This window comes from Roseovarius pelagicus (assembly GCF_025639885.1).
Lineage (GTDB): Bacteria > Pseudomonadota > Alphaproteobacteria > Rhodobacterales > Rhodobacteraceae > Roseovarius > Roseovarius pelagicus.
In genome coordinates this window covers 3,271,759-3,286,475 of sequence record NZ_CP106738.1, presented here as the reverse complement: position 1 = coordinate 3,286,475, position 14,717 = coordinate 3,271,759, and the positions used below count along the sequence as shown (strand labels likewise).

Sequence of the window (14,717 nt, the reverse complement as noted above, 5' to 3'; positions counted from 1 at the left end):
GGACAAGATCACAGCAGAGGCTTAACATCCTCTCAACACCATCGCAGATGGGTCAGTTTTGCGGCACCAGCCTGATCCCGCCAATATCCAGTACGTTGCGCGGAACCGGCGTGATTTCGAACCGCCCTTCCAGCACATCAATGATCGCGGACGGCTCCAACAGGGGCATTCCGCTCCCTCCCGGCTGAACCGGCCCACCGCGCGCCACGAGGATATCACCGCGCAGATCCAGCGACAGCATCCGCACCCTGTCTTCGCTGGCGGAAAAAAGGGCAATCGCCTGCGGGTGCGCGCGCAGCGGATCAAACTCCGTCACGACCATAACACAGGCAGGGTGCCCACCGGGCAGGGTGCGCGCACATGCTTGATGCAATTGTCTGCGGTCGCGTTCGCTCAACTGATCAAATGCGCCGGGTGGCAGACTGGCCCCCTCTGGCCGCAGCGGGACGATCCCATTCAGAGTCTCGATCTGCGGATTGTTCATCCCGCGTTCAAACGCCCAGCGCGTCTTGGCATTCTGCGCATCGGCCACAGCCTTGACCAGAATCTCGTGATCCTCGCGTTGCGTCAGTTCCAGTATCCGCACCAACCCGGCGCTGCCTGCCCGGCCCCATTCATGCGACATCTCCCACAACGCCAGCTGGTCGGGGGCCACCCCCGATTCTGCGCGTGCCACCTGACTGCTCACCGACAGGCGTTCGGCATTCAGCACCGGTGATAGCCATAATGCGGCGATCAGGATCGTGCCCAGCGCCATCCAGCGGTTCGCCTGCCGCAACCGCGCCGCCCACCCCGCACGGCGGAACACCGCCACCGCATAGGCCAGTGCATAGACCAACACCACCACCGCCGCGACCAGTGCAGCCACCCGATCCGGCGTCAGCCCGTATTGCGCCACCCGCATCCACACGGCGACAACCGCCAGCATCGCAGGCACCGGTGTCAGGATTGCCAGCAGCTTGGTCGCGGTGACCATGTGGCCCACGACCGCCTGATCGTCATCACGGTGTACCGCTGTGGTGATCAACGTGATCGCCGCACAACTGACCGCAATCAACGTCGCCGCTGCCGAGAACCCACCAAAAAGTCCACTCAGACCGCGCATCGGCAGGGCCAGAATGAAAATGCTCAACACTACCAGCAGCACGGGCAGCAATACCCTGAGCAACTGGATAATCAGAAACGGCGAGACGAACTCGCTCAACTCATGTACGATGGCCAGCCCCAGCCCCAGCGCCAGCCCACTCAGCAGAAATGGCACCGGGTCAATATCCAGCAGCCTGTCGATTATGTTGATGCCCACCAGACCCAGCAACGAATCCGACAGCATCACCACACCCCAGACGACCGCCACGAAAAGCAGCGCAGCCGCATAACGCACGACAATGGTCCAGGCCGCGTCAAACAGCAGCCGGTAATCCCGCCAGCCGTCCTGCTCTTGCAATCCTGCCGCCACAAAGGGCACCGCAATGACCAGCATGTAGATAAAGGCCAACACATGATGTTCGGTGTCCAGAAACGACTCGGTCAGGTCATAGCGAAAGCTGGCCCAGATCAATAACAGAACGGCCAACAGACTCAGCACACCCGCCGCCAGCACCGCACGTGGCAATCGCACTGGTCCCAGCAACGCCAGCAGGACGCCAAAGAACGCCGACCCGCCTGCCACCAGAAACAGGACCAGTCGGGCGTTCGTCACCATGTCGGGAACCAGATCATAGAGCGCCCACAAGGACAGCCCCGCCATCGCCCCTATCAGTGCCAGAGAACCGCGCGCCACCGCGCTGTTGGTTTGTTCCGCCATCGTCACTCTCCCGCCGACCCTGCGTTCTATTCCTGCATCTATGCCAAGCGCGCGGCGTCTTGAACAGGGGCAGCCTGCATTCACACCATCCCGCGATGCAGGTCTTGCCCCCGCCTGCGCCACTTGCTAGACCCCGTTGCATCCGTTGGGGTGCTCTGCTGCAATGCAGGGCTGAGAGGCATCGCGCCAACCCACCGAACCTGATCCGGTCAATACCGGCGGAGGGAACGGAGCATGCATGGCCCAAATCCGGCTGCCGCATATTTTCCGTCTTTTCGCCCGTGACCCAAGCGTGGAGACGATGATGAACCTTGCCGCCTTCCTGCCCATTCGCCGCATCGTCGAGCGCGCCATCACCCCGATCCGGCCTTTTGCATCCTAATCCCTATGGAGACCCTGCCATGAGACTACTCGCCCTGACACTGACCCTGCTGGCCGCCGCACCGGCCCACGCACAGGACAAGCTGACCATCATTCTGGACTGGTTCGTGAACCCCAACCACGGCCCCATCGTAATCGCGCAGGAACGCGGCCTGTTCGCCGAACAGGGGCTCGAAGTCGAGGTTATCGCCCCCGCCGATCCCTCTGCCCCGCCCAAAATGGTCGCCGCCGGGCAGGCCGATCTGGCCGTCTCTTATCAGCCGCAGTTGCATTTGCAGGTCGCCGAAGGCCTGCCCCTGATCCGCGTCGGCACACTGGTTGCCAGCCCGCTGAACTGCCTGCTCGTACTCGACAGCAGCCCAATCAAATCGGTCGCCGAACTAAAAGGCGCCAAGATCGGCTTCTCCGTCGCCGGCGTCGAAGAGGCACTTCTGGCTGCGATCTTCCAGCGCCACGGTTTCGGGCTGGACGATGTCGAGATGATCAATGTCAATTGGTCGCTTGGGCCGTCCGTGATGTCCGGTCAGGTCGATGCTGTGCTCGGGGCCTACCGTAACTTCGAACTGAACCAGATGGACATCGAAGGCGCGCCGGGTCGTTGCTTCTTTGTCGAAGAAGAAGGCGTGCCACCCTATGACGAGCTGATCTATGTCGCCAATGCGGACACCCGCAACGACGACGCAATCCTGCGCTTCCTGCGCGCCACCGAAGTGGCGACGCAATTCATCGTCAACCACCCCGACGAGAGCTGGGAAATCTTCAAATCCACGTCCGAGGAACTGGACGACGAGCTGAACAAACGCGCATGGGCCGACACTCTGCCGCGCTTTGCCCTGCGCCCCTCGGCTGTCGATTCCGCGCGCTACTCCGGGTTCGAGGCATTCCTTGCCACTGCCGGCTTGATCGACACCGTGCGCCCCGTCTCGGAACTGGCTGTCGACCTAGGTGCAGAATGAGCAGCTACGGCCAGACTTTTGCCGCATGGCGCGCCGGAGCCGAAGGGCACTGGCGCGCCTACACCCATCACCCCTTTGTCGAGGGACTGGGTGACGGCACGCTGCCGCGAGCGGCCTATCTGCATTATCTGGTGCAGGATTACAGCTTCCTCATCCACTTCTCGCGCGCATGGGCGCTGGCAGTGACCAAAGCCGAAACACCCGAGGAAATGCGCTTTGCCGCCCGCACACTCGATTCCCTACTGAATGACGAGATCGCGTTGCATGTCGCCACCTGTGCCCGCGAGGGTCTGAGCGAAGACGACGTGTTCGCCGCCGCCGAGCGCGAGGAAAACCTCGCCTATACCCGCTATGTGCTGGACGCGGGTCACTCCGGCGATTTTCTTGATCTGCTGGCGGCGCTCGCGCCCTGCGTCATGGGCTATGGCGAAATTGGTGCGCGTCTGGGCCGCGAGGCAGGCGAAACGCCGTATCGGGAATGGATCGACACCTATGCGGGGGCCGATAATCAGCGCGTCTGCCAAGAGGTCGGTGCCCTCATCGACGGTGCCGTCCTGCGCCGCCTTGGCCCGCGTCCACAAACCAGCCCCCGTTGGGCAAACATTCAAAACCGGTTCACCACAGCCACCCGGCTCGAAGTGCGGTTCTGGGACATGGGGCTTACGCCGTAAAATGACTGCGCCCGGCCTCCTCATCGACGGATCGGCACGCATCGGTGACGTGCCGGTGCTTGCGCCGATCCGGTTCAATGTGCCCGCCGGGCGCTGGACCTGCCTGCTCGGGCCCTCGGGCGTGGGCAAATCTACATTGTTGCGCCTGATCGCAGGTGTCGCGGACGAGGCCACGCTCACCGGGCAGATCACCGCCACCGACGGCGCGCCGCTCGCTGGACGTGTCGCTATGATGGCGCAGGATCCGTTGCTGATGCCGTGGCTCAGCGTCACCGACAATGTCATGTTGGGCAGCCGATTGCGCGGCGACCGTGCCGAACCGGACCGCGCAGCCAAGGTGCTGGCCTCCGTGGGCCTTTCCGAACACGCCGCGAAACGTCCCACCACCCTGTCAGGCGGCCAACGTCAACGCGCCGCGCTCGCCCGGACATTGATGGAGGATCGGCCCATTGTCCTGCTGGACGAGCCATTCTCGGCACTCGACGCACGCACACGCCTGATGATGCAGGAAATGACGGCGGACCGGCTACAGGGCTGCACTGTGATGATGGTCACCCACGACCCGGCAGAGGCCGCACGTCTGGGCGACCGGATCGCTATTCTGTCGGCAACCGGGATCGAGGATCACCCGGCGCCATCCACCAGCGTCCCGCGCCATGTGGACGACGCTGAAACCCTGCAAATTCAGGGGCGGCTTCTGGCCCGATTGCGAGAAGCACCATGAGCCGGAACATCGCCATTCTTGCGTCAACCTGCCTCGCGCTGGCACTCTGGCAGGCTGTGGTCAGCCTCGGGGGGATGCCGCCCTTTATCCTGCCCGCCCCCCTGCGCGTGGCCGAAACGCTCTGGACCAGCCGGGCGATCATCATAGACAACGCTTGGGTCACGATGGCCGAGGTGCTGGCCGGTCTGGTTCTGGGCGGTGTGCTGGGCGGTGCCACTGCCATCGGCCTCGCGGCGTCCTCCATCGCCCGCCAGCTGGTGCGCCCGATGCTGGTGTTCAGTCAGGCGGTCCCGGTGTTCGCGTTGGCCCCGATCCTGACACTCTGGTTCGGCTACGGGATGGGGTCGAAGATCGCGATGGCCCTGCTGATCATCTACTTTCCGGTCACGTCAGCCTTCTTTGACGCGCTGATGCGCACGCCGCAACCGTGGCTCGACATGGCCCGGATCATGGGCGCATCTCCCTCGCGCATCATGTGGCGCATTCGGGTGCCCAGCGCCCTGCCCGGACTTGCCTCTGGTCTGCGCCTTGCCGCCGTGTATGCACCCATCGGTGCGATCATCGGCGAATGGGTCGGCGCGTCCAAGGGGCTGGGCTATCTCATGCTGCTGGCGAACGGTCGTGCCAAGACAGACCTGATGTTCGCGGCGCTCATCGTGCTGGCCATCTTTACAGTACTGCTGCATGCTGCGGTGGATCGGGCCTGCCGCGCCACCCTTGACCTAAATCGGGAGGGCGATGGCGGGGTTTGAATATTTCTGGGACATTGAAACCCCAGACGTTCACCCTGCTTTCATCGCTCAGAAAACACTCACGCCCAGCACGTCGCTCCGTGCAATCGTCACCGACGTGATACCGACAGAATACCGACGTAAAACCGACGCCGTTCTTCATCCATTGATCAGAAATCCGTTGGCGCCCCGCCCTCGGATTTCCGCCGCTCCACGAATGCGCCAAGTTCTTCTCGGATGCTGTCCTCCATCGGCGGTTCTTCATAACTGGCAATAATGTCTCGATATACCTGATGCGCGCGCTGTGCTGTCCAGACACCACCCGCCGCCTCCCATGCCTCAAAATTGCGCCAGTCGCTGAGATAGGGCTGATAAAATGCGGTGGTATAGCGGTCCTGCGTATGCTGGATGCCAAAATAGTGACCCTCGCCACCGACCTCTCGTATGGCGTCGAGGGCGATCTCGTCCGGGCCGGTCGCTGTCAGAATTGGGTCCATATATCGTTGAATATGCTGTAGTATTTCGCAATCCATCACGAATTTTTCCGGGCTGGCGATCAGCCCGCCTTCCAGCCAGCCCGCCGCATGATAAACCATATGCGCGCCGGATTGCACCGCCGACCACAGGCTGTTGGATGTCTCCCACATCGCCTGCCCATCCGGCACATTTGCCGCGCAAACCCCGCTGGCGCGCATCGGCAATTTATAGAACCGTGCCAGTTGCCCGGTCATCTGGGTGGCGCGCATGTATTCGGGTGTGCCAAAGGCCGGTGCCCCCGATTTCATGTCCACATTACTGGTGAATGTCCCAATCGCACAGCATGCCCCCGGCCGGATCAATTGTGCCAGCACCACCGCCACCAGCCCTTCGGCCAGAGACTGCGCCACCGCGCCTGACATCGTCACAGGCGCCATCGCACCGGCCAGAGTAAATGGTGTAACAACAAGGCCTTGGTTACGCCGCGCCAACCGCATCCAGCCATCCAGCATCGGGTAATCATGCTTCAGAGGCGAGGTGGAATTGATGTTGGTGTACATCTTGGGACCGCTCTCGAACTCCTCATGTGTGTGCCCGCCCGCGATGCGCACCATCTCCATCACGTCCTCGACCCGTTCCTTACCCAGACAGTAGGCATGCGCCACCTTGTCCGTCAGCGTCAGCTTGTCATAGAGCACATCAAGGTGACGGATACTGGCATGGATGTCCTGCGGCTCCACCGGGTAACCGCCAACGAAATGCACGCAGTTGAAATATTGACTGAGTTTCAACAGATTGGCGCACATCTCGCGCGTGCCGGTCACTTTCTTGCCGATTTCCATATCCCAATAGCTGGGTGGCGAGGATACGTTGCCAAAGTTGAGGTGTCGGCCTCCCATCGTGATCGCGCGCTCCGGATTGCGCGGCGTGATCGTCCATTCGGGCGGAGCTTTGGCCACATGCTCCATCACGAAGTCACGGCCCATGCGGACTTTCTCGCCCTCTATGGTACAGCCTCCTGAGGCGCGGAAAATCTCCAATGCTTCGGGATTGAGGATCTGCATTCCGATTTCTTCGAGAATGCGCATGGCACCGTCGTGGATCGCCAGCACCCCCGCCTCGTTCAGCGGTTCGGTCGGGCGGTCGAGGTTGATCGGCGGTGCCCATGGCATCTGATCAATCACAGCACGACCACGACGGTCCGCGTTCCCCGCGCGACCACCTCCGCGTTTTCTACGCTTGGGGACATCGGCCATGAAATATCTCCTCATCTGGTCTCTGTTTTGAGACAAGCACGAGGATCGCGCCGCAGTTTGACACTTTGCGACCGAACGTGTCGCTTTTAACTAGTGGCGCAGAGATCAGCATGTTCTGGCCCCTGTCAGGGTATGCTCAGCCTGCATGATGACGTTGACGGAGAAGCAAGCGGCGTTCGTTGAGCAAGTAGATCGCGAGGCTCAAAACGACGATCGCACCCCCCAGCAACATCGCCGGGCTGGCAGCTTCATCCATCGCTAGCCACACCCAAAATGGTCCCAGCACGGTTTCGAGCAACAACAGCAGACTGACATTTGACGCAGGCGTGTACCGCGCGGCCAGCGACAATGAGAAAAACGAGATCGGCAGCACCACAGCCCCGGTCAGCGCCATTGCCCATATCTGCCCATCGGGCATGGCGCTGGGGCCGGTCAGCATCGTGCCAATCACCCCGCTGCACAACGCTCCCATGCCGATCAGCAGGGCGATGGGCAGATCCGGCCGCGCCCGCAGCACGACAAAGTTCAATGCCAGCACCGACGCGACGCCAAGGCCAGCAACAGCCCCCAGCAGAGCGGCCCAGTCAAACCCGATCTCGTCTGAGTGATCACCGAAAACCGCAATGCCGATACCTGACATTACCGCCGCAATTGCCAGCCATGTCGCCGGACGCGCCCGTTCTCCCAGCACTCCCCAGGCCAACAACGCAGAGAATACGGGCACCGTAGCGACACCGATAAGAACGACTGCAGCCGGTGCGTTGGCGATCCCGAGGCTGAATAGTGCGGAATTCAGACATTGGCACAGAATTATCAGCGCCCCGAAACGGTTCGTCACCGCCGCAAGGTCCGCACGCCGCGCGTTACTCAGCAGCGCCCACCCGGTGATCATCACCCCGCCCATGCATAGCCCGCGCCAGCCCATCATTTGTACGCCATCCATCTTTGACAGGCGCATCAGCATCGCATCGGGCGTCAGCACCAACGCGCCAAAAAGTGCTAGCGCCAGCCCAAAGAGTGGATGCTGCCTCACCCGTCCAGCCAAGCGGGAATATGGCCAATGTCGGGCAAAACAACATCGGCGTGGGGCAGCAGGTCTTCTCGTTCGGCGATCCCGGTCAGAACACCGATCGTGTGCATCCCGGCGCGCCGTCCCGCGATCAGGTCATGTGTGCTGTCGCCTACCATCACCGCCGTTTCCGGCGCGATCCCGACGGCATGTGCAAACGCCAGCAATGGACCCGGCGCTGGCTTGGCCCCGTGGCCCGAATCGAAGCCTGCAACGAAATCGAACCGTTCGAGAACACCGGCGCTGCTCAGATGCGCGCGGGCGCCATATTCGGTATCGTTGGTCATCACCCCCAAGCGCAGACCGCGCGACCGTAACCCATTTAAAAAAGGCTCCAACGGCACAGATGGCGCCAGCGGTACGTCCGCCGAACTGATCATCATCTCATGCTCAAGCACGTCGATATCAATACCCGGAATGGCTGTGGCCAACGCCTCGGCGCATTCGCGATTTGTTGCTGCGATCAGCGCGCTGGTGGGATTGATACGCTCGCTGCCAAGATCAAAATCTGCCGCATCGGCAAGATGCTGGATCGGAACGCCGTGCGCATCGGAAAGCGATTGCATCAGCCGCATTGCCCAACTGGCCCAGGTCGTGTGAAAATCAAACAGCGTGCCATCCTTGTCAAAGACGATCCCGCCAATATCGCGTGTGCTTTTCATGTCCAACTGACCTCTTGCCCGCCTGGTAGCGCCGCGCGCGCATGGCGCAGCGTCTCGTATTTCATCCCTTCTGCCTCGCAAAACGCGATAATCCAGACATCGTCCATCAAGACGAAATCCAGCACAGCCCCAAGAAAGGCAGGCTCATGCGCACCAGAGCGCAGATCAGCCTCGGATGCGCCCGTCGCCCCCATGAAGACAGGCAGCAGATCTTCGTTGCCGATCAACCATGCCAGGCATTTCAGGCCGATTGTTTCGGCGGCTTCCCGCGTTTGGGTCATTCTTAACTGTCCCGGAAAGGTTTTCTTAACTTCTGACATGGATAGTCAGACTAGAAAAAAGGGCAAGTCAGAAAGGCAACCGCCCATGTCAGGGAACATTCTGATCGTCGATGCCGTCGCGACCAACAGGATCGTCCTGAAGGTCAAACTGACATCGGCGCATTTCAGCGTCAGCCAAGCCGCCAACGCGGCCGACGCCTTGCGCTGTGCCAGCGCGACGCCACCTGACATGATCATTGTCGGGACGCCGTTGCCCGATGCGGACATCGCGGGGTTTATCGACCAACTGCGCGCGCGTCGTAGCCTTGCCGCGACACCTGTTGTTGCCTTGCTGAGCCCTGGTGACTGGACCGGACGAACGGCCGCGTTGCGAGCCGGTGCCGATGACGTTGTGAGCCATCCGCTGGACGAGCGGACGCTGATGGCGCGCATCCGTAGCCTTCTGCGACAACACCACAATCTGCAGGATTTGCGCCTCAATACCAGTCCTGACAACATCAGCGGTTTTGCCGATGCACAAAGCCGTTTTGCCGTACGCGGGCAGATTGCCATTGTCGCAGCCGACCGAGCATCGGCCATGGCCCTGCGCACAAGACTGTCACGCTGCTCGGCTCACCATCTGACGATCATCACTGCGGATCAGCCTATGACCGCGCAGATCGGCGCACGAGCACCGGACATCTTTGTGATCATGACCGACCAGAACAACCATGACACCGGGCAAAAGGTCATGGCGGAATTACGCGCGTCCCCCGACACCCGTCACAGTCATATCATGGCGGTTGTGCAGGATGCAGCGCCGCAGATGGTTGCAACATTACTTGATCTTGGCGCGAACGACATCATGACCGACGTCGCCGACACACAAGAACTGGCATTGCGGCTGAATAACCAGATATTGCGTAAGCAAGTAGTCGATCACCTGAGGTGCCGTATGCAAGACGGCTTGCGTGATGCAATGATTGATCCTTTGACCGGACTCTACAATCGGCGCTTTGCTCTGCCATTCTTGCAACAATTGATCGAAGCACCGAATGAACGTTCCCGCCCCTTTGCCGTAATGGTTGCCGACCTGGACCACTTCAAGCGGGTCAATGACACGCTCGGTCATGCCTCAGGCGATGCAGTGCTGCGGCAGGTCGCCACGCTCTTGCAGGGCAACCTGCGAGACGCCGACATGATTGCCCGGATCGGCGGCGAGGAATTCCTGATCGTACTCCCTGACACCCCTTGCGCCGTGGCGCGAGGAACAGCCGACAGGCTGTGTCAGCTGATCAGGGACGCTGCGATCGCGCTCCCCGATGGAGGAACTCCTACCCGTGTGACAATCAGCATCGGCGTGACGCTTGTACATGACGCGCGCGCACCTGGTCCACTTAGTCTGGACACGGTACTGAGCGAGGCCGACCGTGCGCTCTATGCAGCCAAGGCCCGCGGGCGCAACACGGTCACCTACAGCGCCATGTCCGCAGCCTGACAGGACTGGCCAGAACTGCCTTAACGACGGTGCCGCCGATGCGTTTCAACCCGGTCCGCATAGGCCGCGCGCTCCTCATCGGTCATGGCCGTCAGCCGGTCCAGCAACAGCGCCTGCCCCTGTGCGACCCGATCTCGCATCTTAGCGTGACTTGCCTCCATTTTCGCGGCCAGCGCAACAGGATCAAACGGCACCCTGCGCAGCTCGGACAGAAGCGCGGTCATGGCCGCGCCGCGTTCCGCCCTCGTCTCACTCTTATCAGGCCTTGCTGCCCGCATCGCGCGGCCGATCGCACGCCGGTCCTCGTCACTCAGTGCACGGGTCAATGGCCCGCCCATCATCTCGTGGCGACCTCCGTGATCGCGCCATTTGTGCGTGTTGATCGCCGCGCCCGCAACCACCCCGACAACCAGCAGGTTCAGTCCCAGCGACAGCGCCAGCAAGATGCGCAACCGACCGCTCATCCGTGGCCGTACATGTTGTTCTTCCGCCATCAGAGCATTCCTTCCTCAAAATCGAACCCGGCGCTTGCGCTCAGATCAACGACATAATCCGATCCGGTTCCCGCCCCCAGATATCCTTCGGCCGCAGTCAGAACCCCGTCGGGCGGGCTGATCCCGATCCAGAGACCGGTCAGTGCGGCAGCACTCAGCCCGGCAACCGCAGGCCACCCGCCCAATTCCAGCCGCAGCCTCGCCCATAGACCAACCCGACGCGGCGCGCGCTGCGAGCGGCTCTGCACCTGCCGCGCATCCGCCATCACCCGCGCCAGCAATGCCGAATCTGGTTCCGGCGCAGCCTGCCGCGCGGCGGCAAAGCAGTCTTCCAGCATTTTGTCCTCGTGGTCACTCATCGCGATACCCCAGTTCGGCTTGCCTGCCCGCCAGATCGGCTGACAGCGCCCGTTTTCCGCGTGCGGTCAGGCTCTCGACCGCCTCAGCACTAATTCCCATGATCTCGGCGATCTGAATATTCCCCAGCCCATCCAGATGCCGCAGCACCACTGCTTGCCGCTGCCGCTCCGGCAACCGCGCCAATGCTGCCTGCAAAGCGTCAGTGCGGCTTTGCTCTTGCATCGCAGCGCCCGGCCCCGGTGCCGGATCAACCGGTTCTTCGGTCATTTCTTGCGCAATGCCATCACCGCGCCGCAACCGATCAAGGCATAGATTGGCCGTCACCCGATAAAGCCAGGTCGTCACCTTTGCCTCGCCTGCGCGCCAGTCAGAGGCCACACGCCACAGCCGCAGCATTGCCTCCTGCGCTACATCCTCGGCTTCGGCGCGGTTGCCCAGCATCCGCACCGCATGCGCGAAAACACGCGGCGTCATCCGCAGCGTCAAAACCCGTGCGGCGCCCGCGTCCCCTTGGGCAAAGCGCGCCAACAGCACATCGTCCGGCGCTTCATCCATTGCGTCTAGCGGCATCTCCATCACCCAAGCCGTATCCTGCCCCGTTTGTGCCCGCAATCGTGCAAGACCGGGATTCCAGATCAGAACCCCGGTCAGGACGATGCTATCAGTCCGCGCTCTTCTTGTTCTTGCCATGACCTTTGCCGTGGCCACGATGAGGTTTAAACTCCGCGAACTCTTCGGCCGAGATAGCGCCGTCACCGTCGGTGTCCATGCGTTTGAAATGGTCGCGCTTGTGACGCGATTCCATCTCTTCCTGGCTAAGCACACCATCCCCATTGGCATCATGCCGCTTGATCATGCGGGCCACACGACGGGCAGTACGGGCCTCGGCCTGAGCCGTCAGTTCAGCCTCGGAAAGGGCACCATCGCCATCGGTGTCCACCGCTGCAAAGCGATCCGCACGATGCGCTGCAATCTCTTCGCGGGTGATTTGCCCATCTGCATTGGTATCGATCTCCTCAAAGCTGTGCCGTGGACCATGCATACGCTCGCCCTTGTCGGTATCTGCCGCACCGACACTGACTGTTCCCAGCATGATCGCGACGCCGAGGCAGATGATTTTGCCTGTATTTTCCATATCTTCAATCTCCTTTAGCGTTTCTATGCGAAGCCCGCTGTTCGCCGGCTTCTGCAGACTGATACGCACGGGCCTCAGCATTCCGTCGCCCGTAACGACATAATCTCGTTCACGGATGCGTGAACTGGCCCGCCAACGCGCGACATCACGACGCAACGGTCTGCTACCCCTTTCATTCGTTGGCCTGATCCCTCATTTTCCACCCAAGTTAGAATGAGGCCCCGAATGTCCGATAATACTGCTGAAATCGTTGATGCGCCTGAAGCAGAGCGCGAGCTCTGGCCTGCGCTGCGCAAGGGGTTTCGCCGCAAATGCCCCAATTGCGGGTCAGGTCCGCTGATGAAAAGCTATCTCAAGGTGCGCGACACCTGCACGGTTTGCCGCGAGGACCTTTCGCAAAATCGCGCAGATGATGGGCCAGCCTATCTGACAATCCTGATCGTGGGGCACCTCATGGCACCGTTGCTGCATATCGTTTTCGTGCGCTTCCGCCCGGAACCACTGGTACTCTTCACGATATTCGCTATTGGCTGCGTCAGCCTGTCACTCTACCTTCTGCCCAGACTAAAGGGGTGTGTTGTGGCGTTTCAGTGGGCCCGGCAAATGCACGGGTTCGGCAAAAAAGCCTGACACTCCGCTAGAAATGGGGAAAGGGCCTGCATGACTGTCGATAAATCTCAGTTGCGCGATGCGGCGACGGTGATCGTTCTGCGTGACCCCACGACGGCACCGCATGTCCTGATGGGACAGCGCGGTGCGCAGGCCGCGTTTATGCCGAACAAGTTCGTTTTTCCCGGCGGCGCTGTCGACGCAGAGGATGCAGACATATCGTTGGCCGCCCCACTGCCGACGCTATGCGCCGAACGTCTGGCAGAGGACAGCGCGCAGAACATCAGCCACGCGTTGGCAGTGGCTGCGATCCGTGAGTTATGGGAAGAAACCGGGCTGATCCTTGGCCAACGCGGCGATTGGTCAGGCGATATTCCCACGGATTGGCAGAGCTACGCCACCACCGGCCACCGACCCGACGCGTCGGCGCTGCAATTCGTGTTTCGGGCAATCACGCCGCCGGGTCGGCCACGACGTTTTGATGCGCGTTTTTTTCTGGCCGATGCCGCCCACGTGGCCACCGATCTGGATGATTTCAGCGCCGCCTGCGAGGAACTGTCCCATTTGCAATGGGTGCCGCTCAAGGACGCGCGCCGCTTTGACCTGCCATTCATAACCGAGGTCGTTCTGGCCGAGATTGCTGCGCGGGCGGGCGACCCCGAACCGCCTGCATCGGTTCCGTTCTTTCGCAACGACGACGAAGCCAGCCTGTTCCTGCGGCTCAAAGGAAGACCCCCACAGCCATCACACTCAGAGTGATCAGCGCGATACCTGTGCCCTCGCGGGCCGTTATCTTTTCACCAAAGAACAACACCGATGCGACAAGCGAGAAAATCACCTCGACCTGCCCCACGGCAAAAACATACGCGGCATTCTGCAAGGTAAAGGCAGTGAACCAGCACAGGCTGCCACACATGCCAGTCAGTCCCATCCAGATGGCAGTGCGCCTCGCGGCGATCACGCTTGTGATTTGTCCCCGCTCGCGCCATGCCAACCACGCGGCCATCCCGACGGTCTGCGATGTGGTCACGACCGCCAGTGTGACCAACGCGCGCAGCAGCGCATCGTCGCTCGCGATCTCCAACGTAGCACCACGATACCCTACCGCCGATACGGCAAAAAGCGCGCCGGACAGTAGCCCCAGACCCGCCGCCCGATTGACGATACGCCGGTGCCAGCGACCGGTCATTTCGGGTGTGTCCGACAGGATCAGCACCCCGACCAGTCCCAAAATGATCGCGGCGAGGCCAACCATGCTGATCCGATCGCCCAGCACGACAAGGCCGACGATTGCGGTCTGCACGACTTCGGTTTTCTTGAACGTGATGCCGACCGCAAAGTTGCGTTGCGCAAAGAGGGCAACAACGCACCACGTTGCAAAAACCTGTGCCAAGCCACCGCAGAGCGCAAACATCCAGAACCGGGCGGAATACCCCGGCAGCGCCGTATCTGTCAGAACCAGATACCCAGCCGCCAGCGAAATGACGAAAGGCATGGAGTAAAAGAATCGCGCGAAGGTCGCGCCACCCGCAGACAATGTACCGGTCGCCAGTGTTTTTTGCAGCATGAAGCGCAACGTCTGGAACGCGGCGGCGGCGATGGCGAGAATGATCCAGGCTTCCATCGGCCC

18 protein-coding genes and 1 riboswitch are annotated in these 14,717 nt (G+C 61.4%); of the genes, 8 read left to right on the top strand and 10 right to left on the bottom strand.

The genetic code is table 11. The features are described 5' to 3' along the window. Window positions 1–52 precede the first annotated feature (52 nt). A complete protein-coding gene (locus tag N7U68_RS17310) occupies window positions 53–1,804 on the bottom strand; it encodes a DUF4153 domain-containing protein (protein WP_263047620.1) in 1,752 nt (583 codons plus the stop codon). A gap of 136 nt (window positions 1,805–1,940) precedes the next feature. Then, a riboswitch (TPP riboswitch) is annotated at window positions 1,941–2,048 on the top strand. On the opposite strand from N7U68_RS17310, the gene N7U68_RS17305 reads away from it, so the two are divergent. The 5 genes from N7U68_RS17305 to N7U68_RS17285 all read left to right on the top strand — a co-directional run bounded on the left by N7U68_RS17305 (window position 2,043) and on the right by N7U68_RS17285 (window position 5,288). Further along, complete coding sequence (locus N7U68_RS17305; RefSeq protein WP_263047619.1) at window positions 2,043–2,186, top strand: hypothetical protein; 144 nt, start codon at window positions 2,043–2,045, stop codon at window positions 2,184–2,186. Its footprint overlaps the riboswitch before it by 6 nt. Window positions 2,187–2,205: 19 nt before the next feature. Continuing rightward, a complete protein-coding gene (locus tag N7U68_RS17300; RefSeq protein ID WP_263047618.1) occupies window positions 2,206–3,141 on the top strand; it encodes an ABC transporter substrate-binding protein in 936 nt (311 codons plus the stop codon). Continuing rightward, entirely contained in the window at window positions 3,138–3,812 is a 675-nt protein-coding gene (tenA, locus tag N7U68_RS17295; protein WP_165193526.1) for a thiaminase II, read from the top strand. The genes N7U68_RS17300 and tenA overlap by 4 nt, the downstream gene beginning before the upstream one ends. 1 nt (window position 3,813) lies before the next feature. Beyond that, on the top strand, window positions 3,814–4,536 hold the full coding sequence (locus tag N7U68_RS17290) for an ABC transporter ATP-binding protein (RefSeq protein ID WP_263047617.1): 723 nt from the start codon (window positions 3,814–3,816) through the stop codon (window positions 4,534–4,536). Further along, a complete protein-coding gene (locus N7U68_RS17285; protein WP_263047616.1) occupies window positions 4,533–5,288 on the top strand; it encodes an ABC transporter permease in 756 nt (251 codons plus the stop codon). Before N7U68_RS17290 ends, N7U68_RS17285 begins: the two co-directional genes overlap by 4 nt. A gap of 149 nt (window positions 5,289–5,437) precedes the next feature. Here N7U68_RS17285 and N7U68_RS17280 read toward each other — a convergent pair whose 3' ends face one another. From N7U68_RS17280 to N7U68_RS17265, 4 genes are all read right to left on the bottom strand, one after another. After that, window positions 5,438–7,000 carry a trimethylamine methyltransferase family protein gene (locus N7U68_RS17280; protein ID WP_263047615.1) on the bottom strand — a complete coding sequence of 521 codons (1,563 nt, stop codon included), beginning with the start codon at window positions 6,998–7,000 and terminating at the stop codon, window positions 5,438–5,440. A 136-nt stretch (window positions 7,001–7,136) separates the two neighbouring features. Then, window positions 7,137–8,033, bottom strand: coding sequence for a DMT family transporter (locus N7U68_RS17275; protein WP_263047614.1), 897 nt, complete (start codon window positions 8,031–8,033; stop codon window positions 7,137–7,139). Continuing rightward, window positions 8,030–8,731 carry an HAD family hydrolase gene (locus N7U68_RS17270; protein ID WP_263047613.1) on the bottom strand — a complete coding sequence of 234 codons (702 nt, stop codon included), beginning with the start codon at window positions 8,729–8,731 and terminating at the stop codon, window positions 8,030–8,032. The genes N7U68_RS17275 and N7U68_RS17270 overlap by 4 nt, the downstream gene beginning before the upstream one ends. Beyond that, window positions 8,728–9,012 carry a DUF3572 domain-containing protein gene (locus N7U68_RS17265; RefSeq protein ID WP_165193535.1) on the bottom strand — a complete coding sequence of 95 codons (285 nt, stop codon included), beginning with the start codon at window positions 9,010–9,012 and terminating at the stop codon, window positions 8,728–8,730. The genes N7U68_RS17270 and N7U68_RS17265 overlap by 4 nt, the downstream gene beginning before the upstream one ends. Before the next feature lie 85 nt (window positions 9,013–9,097). Here N7U68_RS17265 and N7U68_RS17260 point away from each other — a divergent pair, with 85 nt between their 5' ends. Next, window positions 9,098–10,489, top strand: coding sequence for a diguanylate cyclase (locus tag N7U68_RS17260; protein ID WP_263047612.1), 1,392 nt, complete (start codon window positions 9,098–9,100; stop codon window positions 10,487–10,489). A gap of 20 nt (window positions 10,490–10,509) precedes the next feature. Here the strand turns inward: N7U68_RS17260 and N7U68_RS17255 are convergent, their stop codons facing one another. The 4 genes from N7U68_RS17255 to N7U68_RS17240 form a co-directional block, all read right to left on the bottom strand. Next, window positions 10,510–10,983 (bottom strand): periplasmic heavy metal sensor, encoded by a 474-nt coding sequence (locus tag N7U68_RS17255; RefSeq protein WP_263047611.1) that lies wholly within the window; start codon window positions 10,981–10,983, stop codon window positions 10,510–10,512. Beyond that, window positions 10,983–11,342: a hypothetical protein gene (locus N7U68_RS17250; RefSeq protein ID WP_263047610.1), complete on the bottom strand. Its 360-nt coding sequence runs from the start codon at window positions 11,340–11,342 to the stop codon at window positions 10,983–10,985. Before N7U68_RS17250 ends, N7U68_RS17255 begins: the two co-directional genes overlap by 1 nt. Then, a complete protein-coding gene (locus N7U68_RS17245; RefSeq protein WP_263049183.1) occupies window positions 11,335–11,919 on the bottom strand; it encodes an RNA polymerase sigma factor in 585 nt (194 codons plus the stop codon). The genes N7U68_RS17250 and N7U68_RS17245 overlap by 8 nt, the downstream gene beginning before the upstream one ends. Window positions 11,920–12,004: 85 nt before the next feature. Beyond that, window positions 12,005–12,478: an EF-hand domain-containing protein gene (locus N7U68_RS17240; RefSeq protein WP_165193542.1), complete on the bottom strand. Its 474-nt coding sequence runs from the start codon at window positions 12,476–12,478 to the stop codon at window positions 12,005–12,007. A 225-nt stretch (window positions 12,479–12,703) separates the two neighbouring features. Between N7U68_RS17240 and N7U68_RS17235 the strand changes: the two genes are divergently transcribed. Next, window positions 12,704–13,108: a DUF983 domain-containing protein gene (locus N7U68_RS17235; protein WP_165193544.1), complete on the top strand. Its 405-nt coding sequence runs from the start codon at window positions 12,704–12,706 to the stop codon at window positions 13,106–13,108. 30 nt (window positions 13,109–13,138) lie between these two features. Further along, window positions 13,139–13,846 (top strand): NUDIX hydrolase, encoded by a 708-nt coding sequence (locus N7U68_RS17230; protein WP_263047609.1) that lies wholly within the window; start codon window positions 13,139–13,141, stop codon window positions 13,844–13,846. Here N7U68_RS17230 and N7U68_RS17225 read toward each other — a convergent pair. Continuing rightward, on the bottom strand, window positions 13,809–14,711 hold the full coding sequence (locus N7U68_RS17225) for an EamA family transporter (protein ID WP_263047608.1): 903 nt from the start codon (window positions 14,709–14,711) through the stop codon (window positions 13,809–13,811). The two genes, N7U68_RS17230 and N7U68_RS17225, sit on opposite strands and share 38 nt — an antisense overlap. Between the last annotated feature and the right edge of the window lie 6 nt (window positions 14,712–14,717).